Raw genomic sequence first — 20421 nt, forward strand, 5'->3', positions numbered from 1 at the left:
GTCAGCCTCTTTTATTATTTGTTATGCATAAGAATTTTGATTGATCCTCTGAAAAGTACTTCGATCTTATTAGCATCGAGACTCTTCTCAACAAGCCCTGGCCCAAAAGTTGGGTGAGCTAGTATATCGCCAACTTCAAACTTGTGGCGAATGCTATATGTAATAGGTTCACCTTCTAATTTTTCAAGGGCATTTTCCCAAACATTAATGATTTTTTCTTCAGTTGAAACTCTCTTCTTTGCCGGAGCTTTTCGACGAGTAGCACTTGGAGATACTACTTTCTTTGGCTTGTAAGCATGAGTTGCTTTACAAGTATTACACAGAACTTTATATGGAGTATCTGCATCCTTCATTGCTACAATTAAATGAGCAAGATCTAACTTACATTTGCTACAATATGTTACAATTTCCTTACCAACACCTAGTTTTGACATATTCTCTCTTCCTTTTACTTAATTAGGTCAATTTAATGGCGAATAGGATTAAAGTAAAGAGAATAAAAGGTAATATGTAGATAATTATAATGAAGAAAAATACTTTAGCACTGCTGGAAAAAGCGAAACATTTACCGACAAAATCTGGATGCTATTTAATGAAGCGCAAGCGTGCCGGCATCGAAGAAATTCTTTATATTGGAAAGGCGAAAAACCTTCGTAGTCGAGTTTCCAGCTATTTCAATAGTTCAGAAAAATCACCTAAAACTCAAATTCTTGTCTCTCATATTCAAGACTTTGACTTTATTATGACTAAGACTGATGCCGAAGCATATATCTTAGAAAATAACTTAATTAAAAAGCATATTCCCAAATATAATATTCAACTAAAAGACGATAAAAGTTATCCCTATATTCAGATTGATTTGAATGAAAAATTCCCACGTCTTGTTTACACAAGAAGGCCAAAGAGAAAAAAGAAAATTAAGTTATTTGGGCCTTTTACAACGGGAAGTAATATTTTAAAAATATCTCGCATCTTAACCAAGTCATTTACTTTAAGAGACTGTTCAGTAGAGGAGATGCGAAAGAGAAAGCGCCCATGCCTTATTTATCAAATGAAGCAATGTTCGGCCCCTTGTGTGGATTATATTTCTGAGAAAGATTATTTCAAGGATCTCAATTATGTGATTAATTTCTTTGAAGGTCAGAGTAGAAATGTTTTAAAAATATTAGAAGAGAAAATGTTCGCTGCTGCTGAAAGTGAGTACTTTGAAAGAGCTGCAGAAATTCGCGATAGCATTGAAGAGTTAAAGTCATTCTCTCAAAGTTATGAAAAACAAAATGTCGAGTTATCAACAGAAAGAGATTTTGATATCGTTGCTTATCATGTTGGAGAGTTGGAAGTTGATATCTCAATCTATATGATGAGATCAGGGATCCTTCTAGGTCACAAGAATTATCACTTTGGGAAAGGGGATAGTGAGAGTGAAAATCATGAACTCTTTCAAACATTCCTATTTCAATACTACTCAAATACAAAAGAGAAACTTCCAAGTCGTATTTATCTAGATGAGAAGAAAGCGGATCTTTCAATGATTAGTGAAGCCTTTAATGAAGTTCTTGATCAAGAAGTTGAAGTGCAAAAGCCTATTGGTAAGATGAAAACTCTTTATGAGTTAACACTTGATCACGCTAGAGAGCATCAACGTTTTAGGGTGAAGAATCTTGATGGCCCTTGGATTGGTTTAAATAAACTAAAAGAGCTTTTAAATTTAAAAGAGACACCAAAAATTCTCGAATGCTTTGACGTTGCCATTTGGCAGGGGAAGTCTCCAACGGCGTCGCAGATTGTTTTTCGTGATGGTAAGCCAGATAAGGCGCAGTATCGCTATTATCACTTAGAAGAAAGGCCTGAAGGAAATAATGACTTTGCTATGATGAAAGAAGTTCTTTCGCGCAGGCTTAAAAAGGGAAAACTTCCTGACGTCTTTATCGTTGATGGTGGGAAGGGACAAGTCTCAAGTTTCTTAGCAGTTCTTGAGGATTTTGAACTCGATATTCCAGTTGTGGGGATTGCAAAAATCAAAACGAGCAAGCAGGAATCATTTAAAGATAAAGAGGTCTCAAGCTCCGATGAAAGACTTATCATTCCTAATCGCATTAATCCTTATATTTTAAAGAAGACGCCATCTCTTATGAGAATTGTTGTGCAAATGAGGGATGAGGCACACAGGTTTTCGAGAAAGCTTCACCACAAGAAAGAAAGGGATCGAATATTTACTTCGTGGTTTGATGATATTGAAGGGATTGGTGAGAAGACTCTAAAAACTATTCACGAGAATATGGACTTAAATCTAAAAGAGCTCTCGCAGTTATCGGTCATTGAAATTAGTCATAAATTGGATGTGAAGGAAGGCATTGCTGAGAGAATTCATACCAAGCTTATGGCCGAATTCCCTCAGAAATAATTGTCTAGTTTAGGTGGTGGATTTTTTTACGATTGCCGTGCCCGCAATCAGTACATCTCGAATTCTCGTGTATGTACAAGTTTTTATAATCCGATAGGTGTGTGTGAACCATTTTAGAGCCACATACAGGACAATCATTTAAAACCTTATGTACTTGATCGGCATCACCAAATAACTCTTCAAAGTTTTCAAATTGGAAATCTGGATCGAATGACATTGTAGCAACTCCTTTAAATAATAATTACCACTGGGGATTTGAGATTGTGCAGAGTGTCCCAAGCAGTGGATGTAGTTGATTTATCGGCGGCTTAACAATGTTCTGAAATTTATGCTTTTTTTTTTAATGACTTAGGGATATTTTACCCATAGGAAATAATGTAATGGCGCAATTTTTAACCAAATTAACTAAAGATTTTAATAACGTTTTAAAACTCTCACGAGATGAGAAGCCGAATTACTATGCCAAGTTATTTGAAAATACGCTTTGGTATCCTAAGCTAAAAGAGCGCAAGCTTGCTTCTAGTAAGGCTTCACAAGAAGTCACAGAGGCTCCACAACAAGCTCCTCAACAAACTTCTAAGGCGATTGAACAAGAAGTAGCAAGTGTCGAGCAAACAGTCTCAGCGCCTAAAATAGAGGTTCCTATAGCACCTCCAAAGCGCAAGATTGATATTGCGGCAGCTTCTAGTGGCGCTGAATCTTCTCGTACAATCAAAGTTAATAACGATATCAATAAATTTCTTTCACAATATAGTAGTTCTTGGGAGCTTGAATCGATCCCTGGTTACAAAGACTACCAAGGTGAAGTGGATATTATCTTCTTTGGACTCGATGAGATTGAAGAAGGGGAGCTTCCAGATTTCCTACCTTTATCAATGATTGAATCTGATCAAGATATTATGGGGCGTATGATTAAGGCCATGAAGATTTCAAGCGGCCGCTTTATTCGTGTTCCATTTATTAAAAAGGATGCTCGTGAATTTCTTTTCACTTGTTGCGCCCACTTTAAGCCTAGGCTTCTCATTAGTCTTGGTGCCGCTGCTACAAATTTATGTCTAGATAAACGTGTTCGTCTTGCAAACGTTCATGGAGAATTTCACTCGATTCAAATAGAAGTTGATGGGAATGCTCAGTTAATCGATGTCATGCCTCTATTTCACCCTAAATTACTAGAGGTAAATGAGTCCATGAAGAAAACGGCATGGACAGATATGCAAAAAGCGATAAAATTTCTCTCAAGTTGAGTAGCTTAGTAAAATCATATATCATTTTACTAGAGAAGTTGCAGGGCAAGGATGCCGCACAAATCAGGACGATATTCGTTGAGAAATTTACTTATCTCTATCATTATACTTTCTTCATGGAATTCTCTGGCGAGAATTAGCCCATTACAAAACTTACGATCTGGACACACGATAAAGGTGAGGGTTGCCAAAGATCTTGATAACGTTCTTCTTGAAGGCGTTGATCTTACTCGTAAGGTTGTTGCGACCAGAAGTCGCAAGAGCTTTAAAGGCTTTAAGAAGATCAAAGTTAATTGCCAAAATCTACAATCAGTAAAATCTGTAAAACCACAATACTTAGCATCCCTAACATCGCAAACTGGACTTATTAGTTTTGACCGTAAGCAATTTATGGGGCAAATGCATATTGTGACGAGTGCAGATGGAAACTCTTGTGATGTTGTTAACGAAATGGATCTTGATGACTATATTGCAACCTTACTTGCAAAAGAGATGAATGCATCTTGGCCAATTGAGGCCCTTAAAGCACAGGCCGTAGCTGCTCGTACTTATGCGCTTCATCACATGATGATTTCAGGGCTTAAGAATGATACACTTTATGATTTAGAAAATTCTGAAAAACATCAAGTAAATGGAACATTTAATGATGTGACGGCCAGCACTCTTGAGGCCGCAAAAGATACGGCAGGATTAGTTCTTACCAATGGAAAGGGAAATCTTGTACCAGCATTCTTTCATGCAAGTTGTGGAGGAACGACATTAGTACCTTCAGATGTTTGGAAAAATGATGTTCATGGTTACTCGACTGTGAAATGCGACTACTGTCAGAAGAAGAAAAACTGGGATTCAAAAATTACAAAACTTCGTTTTAAGAAATTTCTTAAATGGGCAATGAGAAAGAAGTTCATTGAGAAACAAAGTTTAAAAAAGAAGTTATTCTTATACCCAGATAAGAGAGATCAAACAAATCTTTATGTTCAAAATGGTGTAAAGAAAATCAAGATCAAAAAGAGTTTATTTCGTCGCTACTTTGGCCGTGTCGAATTTCCTTCAAACCATTTCTATATGGTTGATGTTGGTGGAGCAGGTCTTCACTTTGTTGGAAAGGGGAATGGTCATGGAGTTGGCCTATGCCAGGTTGGTTCTTTAGGTCTTGCCCAAAAAGGAAGGGGCCATCGTGAAATTCTGGCCCATTATTTTCCGAAATTAAATATCTTAAAACTTTATTAGTTCTTAAATCATTAAGGACAAGGTGTTGAAAAACTAATATTTAAACCAACTGCTTGAAGTGTTCCTTGAGTCGGTTGAGAATATTGGTATGGAGCTGCAACAACTTGAAAGTGAGCTGAATCAACTGTTGCTGCTGGACAATTTGTTCCCGAACCTAGAACTGCACCAGATTGTTGTAGAGCAATACCTTGTAGTCCACGATCATCTCCAATAATTGGGTAGCTATAACGGCCATCTGTAAATGAACGTGAGCAAAGTGAAAGGCGAACGTTATAACCAGTTAGATTACTACCATTAAGCACTTTAGTAATGATAAGAATATCACCAAAACTATTTACTCCAACATGGTGTTGGTTTGATTCATTAGGTAGCATTCCTTCTTGTAGTGGACCTGCAACGACATCATTATTATATGAGTAGCCTGCTGGGATATTGGCAACAATTGTTCCTCTTCTTTGTCCAAGTCTAAGATAAGACTGGCCATAGTTATTTAAATTATTACTGTCATATCGGCCGTACTGACAACTAAAGGCTTGAGCATTGACAAGACTATCAAATAAGGCCTGCCCTTGTGAGTCCATTCCTGTTGATCCTGTATTGGAACCACTTCCGCCATTACCCCAACCAGAGTAGTAACCACCACTGCTGCTTTTTGAATCTTGACCACAGCTTGTTACAAGCATTGAAGCAATTGTCACAACCATTAATAACTTAAACTTTTTCATAATATCCTCAAATATTAGTTTTCACGCTATTTCCTGTATCGGTGACAATTAAGGATTTCTTTAGAGATTGATAAAATTAATTAAGAATTTTTTCAAATTAACCGAAATAGTAAGTAATTATGACAGCTTATGAACAAGTAAAAGAATCAATGTTTAAGATTATCACTGGCTCCTTTAAAGATTTTAAAAAGGATGATCAGGCCAAGTTTCGTTTAAAGATGGGGCTCATCTTTGCGATCATTCCTTTTATCTCAATTGTTGTAGGATTCATCCTCAACTGGATACTTTTAAAATCAACGATTATCTATATTACGACTTATCGTAAGGATATTGATTATATTATTGATTCATTAATTTATGACTACCTTCAAATTGGTTTATTAGAAGTACTACCTTGGATGATTATTTCCATTGCTTTCTTACTTGTTGCGGGAATTGTTCTTGCACAATTAATGCTTAGGCCATTTGATGAGATTGCACAGTACTGTTTGGACTTTTTAGGATCTGAAGAAAAAGTAAATTCTTTCGATGGAGAACTTAAATCTGAGTTAAGATTATTATCTAGTTTTAGTGATTGGTTCTTTACAACGACTTCAACTCTACGCATGAGTGGAAAATTAACTCAAATTGAAGTTCCTTCTAAATACAAGAGGATACATAAACCGGTATTCGAGACGATGTTTTTTGTCCATAAAAGTATCTACGTTGCCATCACTTGTATTCTAACTGGAATGATCATTCTAATTATTAATTACGCTCTTTTTGATGCTGTAATCTCTGTGGTTAACGAAGTCTTTACGAATGGTAAAATTGCTAAAGATTACTTTAGTAACATGGCCTTAATCCAGGATGACATTGTAGGGATTACGATTATTATCAATATTATTTCTTATGGCTTTTTCATGGGCTATCTATATAACAAAGTTGCGACGCCAGCATTTGGTATTTTTGCAACGATGCGATCTTTTATTAGTGGACGATATACATCAAGAGTTCACCTTATCGGTTACAAGTACGTTCGTCATCAGACGCGTGCCATCAACAAGTATTTGGACTATATGGAAAAAGAGTACTCAGTAAAAGATGATTGAGTATTTAACTTTGTTCAAGTAAAATCATAATAATAATTTGATGTGAAATTTGTTCATAATAACAAAAGGGATAGTAATGAAAAAAGCATTAGGCATTGTAATGTCATTAGTTTTACTTACGAGTTGTGTAGGTAAAGATGAAATCAAAAAAGCATTAAAAGATGATCCAACGATTTTAGCAGAAGCAATTAAAGCTAACCCTGCTGAAGTTATGGAAGCTCTTCAAGTTGCAGCTCAAAACGCAAAAGAAGCAATGGCGAAGAAAAGAGAACAAGAGGAAAACAAGAAACTTCACGAGTTTATTGAAAACCCTCTAAAACCACAAATCAGAGAAGATGAATCAGTTAGAGGTACTAAAGGTGCAATTATTACTCTAGTTGAATACTCTGATTTTCAGTGTCCTTACTGTACAAGAGGGTTTGATAATGTTGTTAAGCCAATGCTTGAAAAGTACAAAGGTAAGGTTCAATTTGTTTACAAGCACCTACCACTTTCTTTCCACTCAGAAGCTAGAATCGCAGCTGCTTATTACGAAGCTGTTAGACTTCAATCTGAAGAGAAAGCATTTAAATTTCACGACATTCTTTTCACACAAGAAGGTCAGCAAAAGCTAAGAAATTTAAAAGAAAAATACCTAAAGAAAACAGCAAAAGATCTAGGTGTTAATATGACTAAACTTGCTAAGGATGTTAAGTCTGAAGCAGTTGAGAAAAGAATTGCACAAGACGAAGCTGAAGCAAGAAAGTTTGAGATTCAAGGAACTCCTGGTTTCGTAATCAATGGTGTACCTGTTAAAGGTGCTTACCCACTTTCTCACTTTGAGATGATCCTTGGTCTTCTTAAAGAAAAAGGTAAACTTGATATCTAATCACTGATCAAGTTCAGTTTAAATATGAAGGCCCGCCACTTGGTGGGCCTTTTTATTTTTCCGTGTTATAATATGATCATTGGAGGTTAAAATGGTGAACTTCTTTGATCAGAATCAAGTGAAAGTTAACAAAGAATTCTTTCGTGAATCAGCAAGACAAATTGATTATACAATTGAAGATTTTCTTCACGATGATATTCCACATTCTTTATTAGAACAAAATGTTTTAAATACTGCTTACATTAATCACTTAACATCTTTGTTAAAAATCAATTCTATTTTCGATTTAGCACAAGAGATTTTAGAGCTTGAAAAAAGCTTGGATAAGCTTGCTCATCGTCTTCCTGTCGATATTAATATTCCAACAATGGAAACTTTCTATCATCAACTAGGTCCAGTTTTTATTCAACTTTTTGTTGAAATTAAAGACCTTGAAGATCATAAAGAACTTGAAGGAGAGTGGCTAAAAGCCGTGAGAATCGCACTAGAGGAAGAAATAGTAGTTTGGCAAGAAAAAAACTTAAAATAAGCATGAAAATAAAAAAAACCTTCAAAAGTTAAAAAAAACGCTAAAAAGCCTTGTCAAAGCGTGTTTCAAACTTCATCCTATTTCTACAACAACTAAATAACTAACTATTTGGAGTTAAAATGAACAGAAAAGAACTTGTAGAAGCAATCTTAAAAAACAAAGAACTTAGCCACCTAACAAAGAAAGATGCAGATGCATTCGTATCTACTACTCTTGAAACAATCAAGAAAGCAGTTAAGAAAGGTGACGATGTTTCACTAATCGGTTTTGGTACTTTCACAAAAGTAAGAAGAGCAGCTAGAACTGGTATCAACCCAGCAACTGGTGAAAAAATCAAAATCAAAGCTAAGACACTTCCAAAATTCAAGCCAGGTAAAGCTTGGAAGGAAATGTTCTAATTTTTGTTTGAAATTAGTTTCATAATAAGAAGCCTCCATTACGGAGGCTTTCTTATTTTTAGAGGCATATTTCGCCTATCAATCCTCTTCAGCATCAAAAAAACGTCGACATTTTGACACCACCACTTTTTTACATTCCTCATAAAGTCTTAAAATTTCAAAATTAATGGGCAGAATCTTCCGGAACATACTTTACTATCTTGTAGAAAATGGCCGCTAGATGTATAATTTTTGACGAGGCACAGTTTTTAAAGGAATTTTTTTCTGTGTGAAGTAAAGGATTTATAGATTATGGCAGATGGAAGTGCTGACAATTCATACCAAGGAAGTGGAAAGAACCCTCTACTAACAGTAGCTCTACTACTGAATATCGTATTAATGGGTGTAATCGCTTACTTTCAGTACCAAACACATTTAAAGATCTCACAGCAATCGTCTGTGGAAGATATTGTTAAGGCACAAATGGCCGAACAATCTCAAGATAAAGAGGTTGTACAAACTGGTGAAGCACAGGAAGAAGAAGGAAAGCTATTTCCTCTTGATAGCTTCACGGCCAACCTAGCACAAGGTGATGGGCCTCAACGCTACATTAGATTAAATGCCGTTCTTAAGCTTTCTCTGAATGCGAAGGAAGAAGAGTATAAGGCAAGAAAGCCTCAGATTAGAGATTCAATCATTAGTATCTTGAACTCTAAGAGGCCAAATGATCTTCTTAAAGTACAAGGTAAGGAATACCTAAAAGAAGAGATCAAATCTGCTATCAACTCATACTTAGTTGATGGAAAAGTTTTAGATGTTTACTACGTTGGTTTCCAGATCAACTAGTTAATATAAAGTATTAAGTTTAATTTTTGGCAGGATGCCAAGATCATCAAATCCTAGGAGGGGAACGATGGCACAGGTTTTAAGTCAAGACGAAGTCGACGCTCTATTAAACGCTGTAAACGATGGTGACGCAGATGATTTTCTAGGTGAAGGTGGGGATTTCGATGATGAAGCTGAAGACGAGAATATTCAGCCCTATGACTTAACAAATCAAGACCGAGTCATTCGTGGGCGAATGCCTATTCTTGAAATCATCTACGAAAGATTCATTCGTTCATTTCGTGTATCACTTTCAAACTCTCTAAGAAAGATCTCGACGATCTCGATGATCTCGACAGACCTTTTAAAGTTTGGTGAGTTTGTAAACACACTTCCGATTCCATCGTGTATGTGTATCATGAAGTTTAATGAACTAAGAGGTCCTGCTCTATTAGTATTTGAATCAAAGCTTGCTTACGCAATTATCGATTCATACTTTGGTGGTACAGATCGTCCTTTCACAAAGATCGAAGGAAAAGAATTTACAGCGATTGAACTTTCTTTCATGAGAAAAGTTATGGATATGGCCATTGCTGACCTTGAAGAGGCATGGGCGCAGGTTCACCGTATTGATGCTCAATACGTTAGAACTGAAATTAACCCACAATTCGTTGGTGTTGTTCCTCCATCAGATGTAATTATCGCAACAACTCTTGAAGTTGAATTTGAATCAGCTTCTGGAACGATTATGATCGTTGTTCCTTACTCAACGATTGAACCGATTAAGCAAAAGCTTTCATCAAATTACCAAACAGATAATGATATGGCAGATAGTATCTGGACTAGTGCTATGAATGAGCACATCAAGGATACGAAGGCCGAGATCGTTGTAAAGCTTGGTGAAGCTGAAATGACTGTAGGAGACCTTTTAACTCTTCAAACTGGAGATATTATTCCTCTTAACCAAGAAGCATCAAGCGAGGTTAAGGGAGCAATTCAAGGTGTAGAAAAATTGAAGTGTCTTATTGGAACATACAAAGGAAACCGAGCGGTGCAAGTAACTCACGTTGATAAGACACCTAAAGTTTCTATGGATATTGAAGTCGAATAATTAAGGGAGATATATATGAGTGATCAAACAGAACTAAATAACCAAACACAAGGGCTAGAGAACTTCAACACAATGGAAGTTGAAAAACTTGCTGATGAAATCAGAGCAGGTGATGATGCCATTAATAAGCTTAAGGTTCAAAACCTAGACTTTATCTTAGATATTCCACTGAAAGTAACAGTAGAGCTAGGTAGAACAGAAGTAATCATTAAAGATCTTCTACAACTAGGACAAGGTTCGGTACTAGAGCTTGATAAACTAGCAGGTGAGCCTCTAGAGATTCTAGTGAATGGAAAGTTAGTAGCAAAAGGTGAAGTTGTCGTTGTAAACGAAAAATTTGGTATTCGTTTAACTGATATTATTTCGCCAATCGAGAGAATTGAAAATCTAAAGTAGTAGATAAACGTAGGAACTAATCATGGCCAGACAACTTAAATTATTATTTTTAGCACTTTCACTTATGACAACGAATGCATTTGCTAGAGTTGAAGTAGGGAAGGTTAAGTTAACTAAAAATGGTTCAACAGGTATTGTTACAGTTGGGCTTAAGGGGAAGTTTGAGACAACTCCTGAGTTAACAATTAAAGATGATATTATTCAAGTAGCATTAAAAGATACAATCGTATGGCCAAAAATTGAAAAGCAAGTATCTGTTAATGAAAAGTTTGATACGAAACTTCTAGCATATCAATTTACAAAGGATGTCGCTCGCGTTCGTGCAATTCTCCCGTACGACATTAAGGGTAACGAAGATAAAGTAAGTTTAGAAGTTAGTGATAATGAAATTAAAATGTACTTTCCAATCACTGCAAATAAGAAACAAGTTGCAGTAACAAAAGCAGCTCCTGCTAAGAAAGCTCCTGTTAAGCAAAAGAATGCTGAAGCTTATGACGAAAGCTATCTTGCAAAACTACTAAAAGATAAAGAAGAAGTAACAAATAATAAAAATAAGAATAATGTAAAGTTAGAAAAGACAAGTGAGTCTTTACTAGCTCTTGCCAAAGAAAAGAATGAGCAGATTGAAGACACTGTAAGCAATCTTTCTTCAGGTGTTGAAAAAGGTGGATTCCAGATGTCGACTTATATTTTTAAATTTATTGGATTCTTTGCTCTATTTGCAGCAGGTATCTTTTTTCTAATGAACTTCTTTAGAAAGGGAATGTTGAAAAAGGGTGGTCTAGGTCTTTTCTCAAACGCAAAAATGGTTGAGGTTCTATCAACAACTTATCTTGCTCCTAAGAGAAGCCTACTAGTTGTTAGAGTTCAAAAGCAAGTTTTCCTAATGGCGCAATCTGAAAAGGGAATGGACTTCTTAACTGAAATTCAAGATACAACAGACTTTTTTAAAGAAGGTGAGAAGGCATTAACGGGATCTAATTTTGATACAAACTTAGATACGGCAAACTCTGGTTCAAAAGAATTTAAGCTGAAAGAAGTTGCTCAAAATATGAAAGAAGCAAGTAACTCGACAGCTTCATCACAACAAGACATTTTGAATAGTCTTGCTGGACAAGCGACTCAAGAAGAGAAAGTTAGCTTAACAGCACAAATTAAGAAGAAAGTTAAAGACATGAAGTCTTTACAATAATTTTATTAAAATTAATTCAATAGGAAGTTGGATGAAGAATTTTTTAAGAGCATTATTAATATTTAGTATTGGGGGATGGCTAAGTACGATCTTTGCTCAACAATCAACTAACCTGGGGCTTCCAGGTCTTTCTGTTAATTTTGGACAGGGAGTTGATCTTGTTGATACGATCGAATTAACTATTCTCTTTACAGTACTAACTCTTGCACCGGCGGTTTTAATTCTTTGTACTTGCTTTACAAGAATCATCGTTGTTCTGTCATTCATGAGACAAGCAATTGGTACACAAAGTATGCCACCAAATCAACTTCTAATTGGTTTCGCACTTTTCCTTTCTGTTTTTGTTATGCAGCCTACTGGAGAAGAGATTTATGCAAATGCAGTTAAGCCATATATGGATAAGAAAATTACGACAACTTTAGCCGTTGATCGTATTGAAGGTTCTCTTAGAAAGTTTATGAATAAGCAGGTCCGTAAGGCCGATATCGGACTTTTCTATGATGTAACAAATCGTCAGGCACCACAATCAATTGATGATGTACCTATTCACTTTTTAATTCCGGCCTTTATTATTTCGGAACTAAAGACTGCATTTCAAATTGGTTTCTTACTTTATATTCCATTTCTTATTTTAGATATGGTTGTGGCATCTGTTCTAATGGCCATGGGGATGATGATGCTTCCTCCGGTTGTTATTTCACTACCATTTAAACTTTTACTATTTGTTCTTGTGGACGGTTGGCAACTTGTTACTGGATCACTTTTACGTTCGTTTAATTAGGAGTAATCATGGACTTTTTTTCTGACATCGCAAGACAAGCAATTACAATAGGACTAATGATATCTGCACCAATGTTAGCAGGTGCACTTATTATGGGTATCTTGGTTTCAATTTTCCAAGCCGTTACTCAAATCAATGAGCAGACACTTTCATTTATTCCAAAGATCTTAGTCATTGTTGGAGCTCTTGTACTGACTGCCCCGTGGATGACGGATCAGTTAACAACTTTTACGAAAGATCTAATTATTTCAATTCCAAGTCTTGTTACTGGAAGGTAGGCCAAGTTAGATGACAATTCAAATTACTGACATTGTCCCAATCATTGCATTCTGGTTAATTTTTACCAGACTGCTGGCGATTAATTTTCAACTGCCTATTTACGATAACTTACCAATCCCTATGATTGTTAAGATCTTATCGACGCTAGTGATGAGCTTTTGCTTCTACCCATATATTCAGGGTGAAGTTATCAAAGATATTATGTATGTGGGGAAGGATCAGTTCTGGGCCCTCACTATTATTTACACACTTATTGGATTGATAATCGGATATTTGGTAAAATCAATTATGGGTATCTTCCTGTCAGCAGGTAGTATCATTACCCAGCAAATTGGATTTGCGGCCATTCGCTACTTCGATCCTTCTTCGGGTCAGCAAGTAGGTCCTTTCGAAAGGCTAATACAATGGACTGTTCTCGTTATGGTTGTTTCATCAGGTGCTTTACTACCAATGTTTAAAGGGATTTTTCAATCTTTTTATTCAATTCATATTTATGATTTTGGTGTATTTGCAAAATCACACATCTTCTATATCGAAGCATTCAAATCAATTTTTATTGCAGCAATTATGCTAGCAACACCATTAATTTTTACAAATATGCTCATCAGTACGGTTTTAGGAATTATTGCTCGTACTGTTCCACAGATGAATATCATTATGGTTAGCTTTGTCGTTAATATTGGCCTAGGTCTACTAGTATTTACGGCAACAAGCGATGAGTTCTTTCAAGTAGCATTTAGAATGTATACGGAAAGACTTGGCGAGTGGTTTAACTTTATCATTTAAGGGGTAAGTCGTGGCCGAAGATACAGATCAAGAAAAAACGGAAGACCCTTCCCAGCATCGAATTGACGAATCGAGAAGAAAGGGTGAGGTTGCATCCTCAAAAGAACTAACAAGTGTGTTAGTGCTGGCCGCCTGTATCATGACTCTAGCTCTTTCTCTTCTTTTCATTTATCAAGAGATGGAAGAGTTTATTAGATGGATTATGCACCTTGATCCAGCAACGGCATTTACAGAAAAATCACTAAAGACAATTGCAAATAAAACGGCAACGACTGCTTTAATCTGTGCCGCTCCAGTTTGTATTGTTTCACTATGTGCAGGTATTATTGCAAATATTGCTCAGATTGGATTTATCTACGCACCCGAAGTTCTGGAGTTTAAACCAGAAAGAATTGACCCGATTAAAGGGACTAAGAATTTGTTTTCAATGAAAGCTGTTGTTGAAGCAATTAAAGGTGTTTTCAAATTTATTATTGTTCTTGGAATCGTTTACTTATATATGAAGGATGATATTACGCAATTTGTAGGTTTCCTACACGTTGACTTCTTTCAGGCTTTTGTTATTGGTAAAGATATTCTTGTAAAACTTGGTTTTTCAATTCTTGCAGGACTTGTCGTTGTTGCTGCTGGAGACTTTGCTTATCAAAAGTATGCTCATAAGAAAAAACTTATGATGACAAAAGAAGAAGCAAAGCGAGAGTCAAAAGAACAAGATGGTTCTCCTGAAGTAAAACAAAGAATTCGCCAAATTCAACGTGAACAAGCACAAAAGAGAATGCTTGCTGATATCCAAACAGCAGATGTTATTGTGACAAACCCAACTCACATTTCTATCGTTATTAAATATGATCAAGAGACGATGATTGCTCCTGGTATCGTTGGGAAGGGTGCAGATCACCTGGCACTAAGAATTAGAGAAATTGCTAAAGAACATAATATTCCAATTGTTGAAAATGTTCCTTTAGCAAGAGCACTATATAAATCAGTTAAAGTAGGGGAAGGAGTCCCACGTACTTTATATAAAGCAGTCGCTGAAGTTCTAGCGTTTGTTTATAAGCTTAAGAAGAAGCAAAAAGCTATTAGCTAATTAGAGTTTAGGAAAATATCATGGATGATATCTTTAAAAGATTAAAAGTATTAACAGAGAATTCAGACCTCGCAGTCGCGATCGGTATTCTAGCAGTTCTTGCTGTTATGATTATTCCAGTACCTCCAGTGGTACTCGATTTACTTTTAGCAATTACACTATCATTCGCAATTATCATTCTTTTAGTTTCTGTTTATACTAAAAAACCACTGGATTTTTCAACATTTCCTGCAGTTCTTCTTGTGACAACATTATTTAGACTTTCTCTTAACGTTGCTTCAACTCGTAACATTCTACTTCGTTCAGGAAGTGAAGGAACGAGTGCTGCCGGTGAGATCATTAGAAGTTTCGGTGAATTCGTTGTTGAAGGGAACTTTGTTGTTGGTATCATCGTTTTCATCATCCTTGTTATTATCAACTTTATGGTAATCACAAAAGGTGCTGGAAGGGTAGCTGAAGTCGGTGCAAGATTTACACTCGATGCAATGCCTGGTAAACAGATGGCCATTGATGCTGACTTAAATGCTGGCCTTATTAACGATGAAGAGGCCAAGAGAAGACGTGCTGAAGTTGCTGAAGAAGCAGACTTTTACGGGTCAATGGATGGTGCTTCGAAATTCGTTCGAGGGGATGCCATTGCAGGTATCTTAATTACGGCCATTAATATCATCGGTGGAATTATCGTAGGTGTTGGGCAGTATAAAATGAGCTTTGGAAGTGCTGCTGAAACATATACACTTCTAACAGTTGGGGATGGACTTGTTTCTCAAATTCCAGCTCTAATTATTTCAACTGCTGCCGGTGTTATTGCAACAAGAAATACAAGTGAAGATAATCTTGGCGCTCAAATGAGTAAACAATTTAAACTTCACCCTAAAGCTGTTCTAATTGCAGGATGTGTACTTCTAATCTTTGCAATGATTCCTGGACTACCAAAACTACCATTTATCACTGTTGGCCTAGCGCTACTTTATGTTTCAAATAAAATGGAAAATGAAATTGAAGCTACACAACTTGCTGCAGAGTCAGTTGTTGAAGAAGAGAAGAAGTCGACTCCTGAATCACTTGAAGATCTTCTTAATCTTGAACTTGTTGAACTTGAAGTTGGATACGGACTAGTTAATCTAGTGGACTCATCTCAAAATGGTGACCTTCTTGAGCGTATCACTTATATGAGAAAGCAATTTGCACTAGATTGGGGTGTGATTATTCCTTCTGTACGAATTAAGGACAATCTTGAGCTTGCTCCAGGTGGTTACTCCCTAAAGATTAAAGGTGTGGAAGTTGCTCAAGGTGAACTTGTACCAGATCACTACCTAGCAATGGATCCAGGAAGTGTTATTGAACAAATTGATGGTATTGAAACAATTGAACCAGTATTTGGTCTACCTGCTGTCTGGATCACTGAAGATCAGAAAGATGATGCCGGATTTAATGGTTATACTGTAGTAGACTTGTCAACTGTTCTGGCCACTCACTTAACTGAGATCCTAAGAACTAACTTACATGAGTTATTTGGCCGCCAAGAACTTGTTCGAGTTATGGATAATTTCAAAGAACACTATCCAAAAATTGTTGCGGATCTTGTTCCTGAAATCCTTCCTCTTGGGGCAGTTTTAAAGGTCTTACAGAATCTTTTAAGGGAAAATGTTTCCATCAGAGACCTTCGTACGATCTTAGAGTCTCTTTCTGAACACGGAACAAGAATCAAGGATACAGATCTTCTGACAGAAAACGTCAGACAATCGCTATACCGCACTATCACTGAGTCTATAAAGTCTGCCAATGGTGATTTGCCGATATTTACGTTAGATCGTAAAATAGAAGAACAGGTTGCTGGCAATCTCATACAAACAGAAAATGGTCAACAAGTTTCTTTAGACCCAAGAATTACCCAATCGATTTTGGCCAGTTTAAATGAGAAAATAGAGGAGGCCACAAACATGGGAGAAAAGATGATTGTTCTTTGCTCACCAGTTATTCGCGGTCACTTTAAGAAATTGACAGAAAAATTCATACCAAACTTGATTGTAGTAAGTCATAATGAATTAAGTCCGGATGTGAATATTAGGTCACTTGGAACGGTGAGGTTATAGGATGTACGTGAGAAAATTTGAAGCAGATTCTTTAGATGAGGCATTAGCGAATATTAAGGCCGAACTAGGACCTGACGCAATTATTCTTAAGACACAGACTAATAAGGGAATTAAAGGCGCTTTCAAAAAGAAGAAAATTGAGATTACTGCTGCTATTTCTGAAAAAAACTACACTAAAAAGGCCAAGGTAGATAACGTTCTAAATCCAGAACAAAAAGATTCATTTTATAAAAACAACTCATCTTATATTGCAAATATGATAAATTCACACGATCAAAACACTAATGGACAATCACAAACTAACTCACTAAATGGATACGGAAGTTTAGGCCTTAATCGAAAGGTGAGTGCCGTTGAAGAAAGCTCTTCTCAAGCTAACTCTGGACTTGATGATTTCCTAAATTCAATTGATCGTGAAGAAGTAAAGAAGGCCGCTGCAAATGCTGAGTCTGAACACTTTAATGACTTTTTAAATGGAGACTTCTCTCTTGAAGATGAAATTCAGGAAGAAGTAATTGTTGAAAGACCACAGGTTCAACAGTCGAGACCTGTTCAATCTCAACCTCTACACGAAAATCGTGCAAATAACGAAGAAGTAAATGAGTTAATGGAAACTCAAAGAAATAAGATTGATGAGCTTGAAAAGAAGATCTTTGAATTAACACAAAGTGTACAGGGGATGACTAAGCCTCAGGCCCTTGGTGTTAAAGAGATGGTGACAATCTTTAGAAGCTTAGACATCGAAGAAAGATATATTCAAAAGGTTGTGCGTAAAGCTAATTTTGAATTATCTGATGAAGAAAAAGAAAACCCAGATACAGTTTTTGAATTTGCTCTAAAAGAAATGATGGGGGAAGTAAGAACGGCAATGCCAATTTTCTCTTCTGTTGATAATGAAGAGTCTAAAACTGTTACAGTACTTATTTCTGATGCTTCATGTGGACAGAGCTCAATGCTAACTAAGCTTTCTGCTCTTAAGCAGGATTCTGTAATTATCAGAAATAAGGCCAACACAGGCTTTAAAGATAATACTTCTTTTTCTGAGAAGTTCTTTAATGTTGAATCAAATATCTGTGAATCAATTTCTGAAATCGTTGCTCAAACAAGAAAATCAATAGAAACAAAGAAAAATGTTTTTATCGACTACAAGGCAACAAATCAAGAAATCAATGAAATCAAGAAGTTCGTTGATGGATTAAGACGTAGTTTTGAAAATGTGGAAGTTTTAATCTGTCTATCGGGAATCAATACAGAGTTGTATAATAGAAAAGTACTAAATCGTTATGCAAATATTGCAAATGGTTTAGTGGTAACACACTTAGATCAATGCTTGAATTATGGGTCACTCTTTAATCTTGCAATTGACTTTAATTCGTTACCTTACAAATTTTTTGGAACGGGTGAGATTGTTCCTGATGACCTAGAAGCTGCAACCGCCGAAAGGATTTTGGCCGGTATTTTTAAGCTGTAGCTTTTTTTGTTATTAGATTAAATTTTTAAGTTTTGTTTAGGAGACAGGATGTCCAGAAACGATCTTTCAATATGGTTGTTGTCACACCGTAGTGATGATGACTGCGAATTGAATGTTAAAACCCCTCTTAATTACCTCAATGAAGAATGTGAAATTATTGCAGTTGGATCAGGTAAAGGTGGTGTAGGGAAGACTACTACTGCTTTAATGATTGCCAACGAGCTAAGTGCTAAAGGCAAGAAAGTTCTTTTAATCGATTGTGATTATAATCTTTCAAATACGGCCGTTAAATTAGGACTACCTCTAAACGATAACTTCTATTCACTACTATCTTTAGAAAAATCATTTGATGAATGTCTATACAAGCTTGGAAATATTCACCTTCTAAGTGGTTGTAATGGTAATAGTGATTTATTCGATACTAGCTTTGAGCACGATAAGTTTATTATTGATATTATCGCGGCCCATAGAAGTGAATATGATCATGTTATTCTGGATTGTCCTGCAGGAGTAAATAAAGAGACGATAAATCTACAGGCCTATGCTGATTATCGTTTTATGGTTGTTAATCCTGACCGTTCTTCAATCACAGATACATATGCCTTAATTAAAATTCTAAATCAAAAATATCAAATTAAAAATAATCACCTCATTGTAAATAGAGTTGATTCAAATCAACAGTATAGAAAAGTTGTTAAGTCTCTAGTGGATACTGTTGCTAGCTTTATGCAAGCTAATCTTAGTGTATTAGGTGGTGTGAAGAATTTAGAGATTCCATCTGACAAATTTGATCACGCTCTTTTGAAAACGGAAAAGAATTCCCTTTCGAAATATTACACTAACATCATTAATAAATTTACCGACGAGGACAGTACTAGTCGAGTCGCGCCTGCGTTGCTGAAAGGATTCAGTCATGCTGGTAGTAACCCACAGCAACTAGCTTAATCAAGGAGTGAGAGAGATGTCATCGTTGGCCAAAAAATTAAAGAATTTAAAAGACTATAGATCAACTGTAGATCCAAAAGTAAAAGATGAGATCGTAGTGGAATACGCTCCACTAATTAAGTATATTGCGCAAAAAATTGCTTCACGCCTACCATCAAATATTGAATTAGATGATCTAATCTCATGTGGTGTTATTGGGCTAATGGATGCAATCGAGAAATTTGATCCTTCACGTGATAATAAGTTTAAAACATATGCCGAATTTAGAATTAGAGGAGCTATCCTAGATGAACTACGTTCACAAGACTGGGTACCTCGTTCTGTAAGAGAGAAGGCAAAGTTAATTGACCGTGCATATTCTAAGCTAGAATCTGAACTAGGCCGTCCTGCAACTGATGATGAAATGTGTAAAGAGCTAGAGTGCTCTAAAGAAGAATTTCACACAATGCTAAATAAGGCGAAGTCTGTTTCTATTCTAAATATCGATGACTCAGCGACATTTAATCGCAATGATAAGCGTGCAATGGCCGGACTAAATGAAGACAGTAAAGCAATGAATCCATTCACTGCTGTTTCAAATAAAAACTTCAGAGACAAAATTAAAGAGGGAATTGAGCAACTTCCAGAAAAGCAAAGACTTGTTCTTTCTCTTTACTACTACGAAGATCTAAACCTTAAGGAAATTGGTCAGGTACTAGATGTAACTGAATCTCGTGTTTCTCAATTACACACTCAAGCAGTAATGAAGCTTAAAGCTAAGTTACAAACTATGTTCGAAGGTTATGAAGAACTAGTTAGCTAATCACAATTCAATATTTAAAAACATACTTTTTTACTCAGGCCCTTTCAATTAAAGGGCCTTTGTTTGCCTATAAAATAAATTAATTAAGCCTTTAAAATTCAATTAAAAAATTGCATAATAGATGTAGAAATTTCTTACGTTCACAGGATGTGAAGGACCGTTAACATATGGAAGTGACCCCC

The 20421-nt window shown here is 36.0% G+C and carries 22 protein-coding genes; 19 read left to right on the forward strand and 3 right to left on the reverse strand.

The genetic code is table 11. From position 1 onward, the window contains the following. Nucleotides 1-14: 14 nt before the first annotated feature. Complete coding sequence (locus tag ABMA79_RS06080; protein WP_392858377.1) at nucleotides 15-434, reverse strand: hypothetical protein; 420 nt, start codon at nucleotides 432-434, stop codon at nucleotides 15-17. 89 nt (nucleotides 435-523) lie between these two features. On the opposite strand from ABMA79_RS06080, the gene uvrC reads away from it, so the two are divergent. Beyond that, a complete protein-coding gene (uvrC, locus tag ABMA79_RS06085) occupies nucleotides 524-2404 on the forward strand; it encodes an excinuclease ABC subunit UvrC (protein WP_392858379.1) in 1881 nt (626 codons plus the stop codon). A 4-nt stretch (nucleotides 2405-2408) separates the two neighbouring features. Here the strand turns inward: uvrC and ABMA79_RS06090 are convergent, their stop codons facing one another. Beyond that, nucleotides 2409-2621, reverse strand: coding sequence for a hypothetical protein (locus tag ABMA79_RS06090; RefSeq protein WP_021267851.1), 213 nt, complete (start codon nucleotides 2619-2621; stop codon nucleotides 2409-2411). A gap of 163 nt (nucleotides 2622-2784) precedes the next feature. Here ABMA79_RS06090 and ABMA79_RS06095 point away from each other — a divergent pair, with 163 nt between their 5' ends. Continuing rightward, a complete protein-coding gene (locus ABMA79_RS06095) occupies nucleotides 2785-3648 on the forward strand; it encodes a hypothetical protein (protein ID WP_393057211.1) in 864 nt (287 codons plus the stop codon). Nucleotides 3649-3726: 78 nt separating this feature from the next. Continuing rightward, nucleotides 3727-4878 carry a SpoIID/LytB domain-containing protein gene (locus tag ABMA79_RS06100; RefSeq protein ID WP_392858384.1) on the forward strand — a complete coding sequence of 384 codons (1152 nt, stop codon included), beginning with the start codon at nucleotides 3727-3729 and terminating at the stop codon, nucleotides 4876-4878. Nucleotides 4879-4889: 11 nt separating this feature from the next. Here the strand turns inward: ABMA79_RS06100 and ABMA79_RS06105 are convergent, their stop codons facing one another. Then, a complete protein-coding gene (locus ABMA79_RS06105) occupies nucleotides 4890-5603 on the reverse strand; it encodes a hypothetical protein (RefSeq protein WP_392858386.1) in 714 nt (237 codons plus the stop codon). A 119-nt stretch (nucleotides 5604-5722) separates the two neighbouring features. Here ABMA79_RS06105 and ABMA79_RS06110 point away from each other — a divergent pair, with 119 nt between their 5' ends. From ABMA79_RS06110 to ABMA79_RS06185, 16 genes are all read left to right on the forward strand, one after another. Next, nucleotides 5723-6694, forward strand: coding sequence for a hypothetical protein (locus ABMA79_RS06110; RefSeq protein ID WP_392858387.1), 972 nt, complete (start codon nucleotides 5723-5725; stop codon nucleotides 6692-6694). Nucleotides 6695-6770: 76 nt separating this feature from the next. Continuing rightward, on the forward strand, nucleotides 6771-7562 hold the full coding sequence (locus ABMA79_RS06115) for a DsbA family protein (protein ID WP_392858389.1): 792 nt from the start codon (nucleotides 6771-6773) through the stop codon (nucleotides 7560-7562). Between the two features lie 91 nt (nucleotides 7563-7653). Further along, a complete protein-coding gene (locus ABMA79_RS06120; protein WP_392858390.1) occupies nucleotides 7654-8091 on the forward strand; it encodes a hypothetical protein in 438 nt (145 codons plus the stop codon). A 119-nt stretch (nucleotides 8092-8210) separates the two neighbouring features. Further along, the gene (locus ABMA79_RS06125) at nucleotides 8211-8489 is read left to right on the forward strand and encodes an HU family DNA-binding protein (RefSeq protein ID WP_021268333.1); all 279 of its coding nucleotides are present in this window, start codon (nucleotides 8211-8213) and stop codon (nucleotides 8487-8489) included. Nucleotides 8490-8780: 291 nt separating this feature from the next. After that, entirely contained in the window at nucleotides 8781-9314 is a 534-nt protein-coding gene (gene fliL, locus ABMA79_RS06130) for a flagellar basal body-associated protein FliL (protein ID WP_392858394.1), read from the forward strand. A gap of 67 nt (nucleotides 9315-9381) precedes the next feature. Then, the gene (gene fliM, locus ABMA79_RS06135) at nucleotides 9382-10404 is read left to right on the forward strand and encodes a flagellar motor switch protein FliM (protein WP_021267929.1); all 1023 of its coding nucleotides are present in this window, start codon (nucleotides 9382-9384) and stop codon (nucleotides 10402-10404) included. A gap of 15 nt (nucleotides 10405-10419) precedes the next feature. Next, nucleotides 10420-10800: a flagellar motor switch protein FliN gene (gene fliN / locus ABMA79_RS06140; protein WP_021268549.1), complete on the forward strand. Its 381-nt coding sequence runs from the start codon at nucleotides 10420-10422 to the stop codon at nucleotides 10798-10800. 22 nt (nucleotides 10801-10822) lie between these two features. Continuing rightward, complete coding sequence (locus ABMA79_RS06145; protein WP_392858398.1) at nucleotides 10823-11992, forward strand: flagellar biosynthetic protein FliO; 1170 nt, start codon at nucleotides 10823-10825, stop codon at nucleotides 11990-11992. A gap of 31 nt (nucleotides 11993-12023) precedes the next feature. Further along, complete coding sequence (fliP, locus tag ABMA79_RS06150) at nucleotides 12024-12773, forward strand: flagellar type III secretion system pore protein FliP (RefSeq protein ID WP_392858401.1); 750 nt, start codon at nucleotides 12024-12026, stop codon at nucleotides 12771-12773. A gap of 8 nt (nucleotides 12774-12781) precedes the next feature. Then, nucleotides 12782-13051: a flagellar biosynthesis protein FliQ gene (gene fliQ, locus ABMA79_RS06155; protein WP_021267947.1), complete on the forward strand. Its 270-nt coding sequence runs from the start codon at nucleotides 12782-12784 to the stop codon at nucleotides 13049-13051. Nucleotides 13052-13061: 10 nt separating this feature from the next. Beyond that, a complete protein-coding gene (locus tag ABMA79_RS06160; RefSeq protein WP_392858404.1) occupies nucleotides 13062-13838 on the forward strand; it encodes a flagellar biosynthetic protein FliR in 777 nt (258 codons plus the stop codon). A 10-nt stretch (nucleotides 13839-13848) separates the two neighbouring features. Then, the gene (flhB, locus tag ABMA79_RS06165; protein ID WP_393091084.1) at nucleotides 13849-14925 is read left to right on the forward strand and encodes a flagellar biosynthesis protein FlhB; all 1077 of its coding nucleotides are present in this window, start codon (nucleotides 13849-13851) and stop codon (nucleotides 14923-14925) included. 20 nt (nucleotides 14926-14945) lie between these two features. Continuing rightward, entirely contained in the window at nucleotides 14946-17021 is a 2076-nt protein-coding gene (gene flhA, locus ABMA79_RS06170; RefSeq protein WP_392858408.1) for a flagellar biosynthesis protein FlhA, read from the forward strand. A gap of 7 nt (nucleotides 17022-17028) precedes the next feature. Next, nucleotides 17029-18492, forward strand: coding sequence for a hypothetical protein (locus ABMA79_RS06175; RefSeq protein WP_392858410.1), 1464 nt, complete (start codon nucleotides 17029-17031; stop codon nucleotides 18490-18492). 48 nt (nucleotides 18493-18540) lie between these two features. After that, entirely contained in the window at nucleotides 18541-19437 is an 897-nt protein-coding gene (locus ABMA79_RS06180; protein WP_393091086.1) for a MinD/ParA family protein, read from the forward strand. Between the two features lie 16 nt (nucleotides 19438-19453). Next, nucleotides 19454-20239, forward strand: a complete 786-nt coding sequence (locus ABMA79_RS06185) for a FliA/WhiG family RNA polymerase sigma factor (protein WP_392858414.1) — start codon at nucleotides 19454-19456, stop codon at nucleotides 20237-20239. The last annotated feature ends 182 nt before the right edge of the window (nucleotides 20240-20421 follow it).

The sequence above is a fragment of the Halobacteriovorax sp. HFRX-2_2 genome (assembly GCF_043196705.1).
Classification (GTDB): Bacteria; Bdellovibrionota; Bacteriovoracia; order Bacteriovoracales; family Bacteriovoracaceae; genus Halobacteriovorax_A.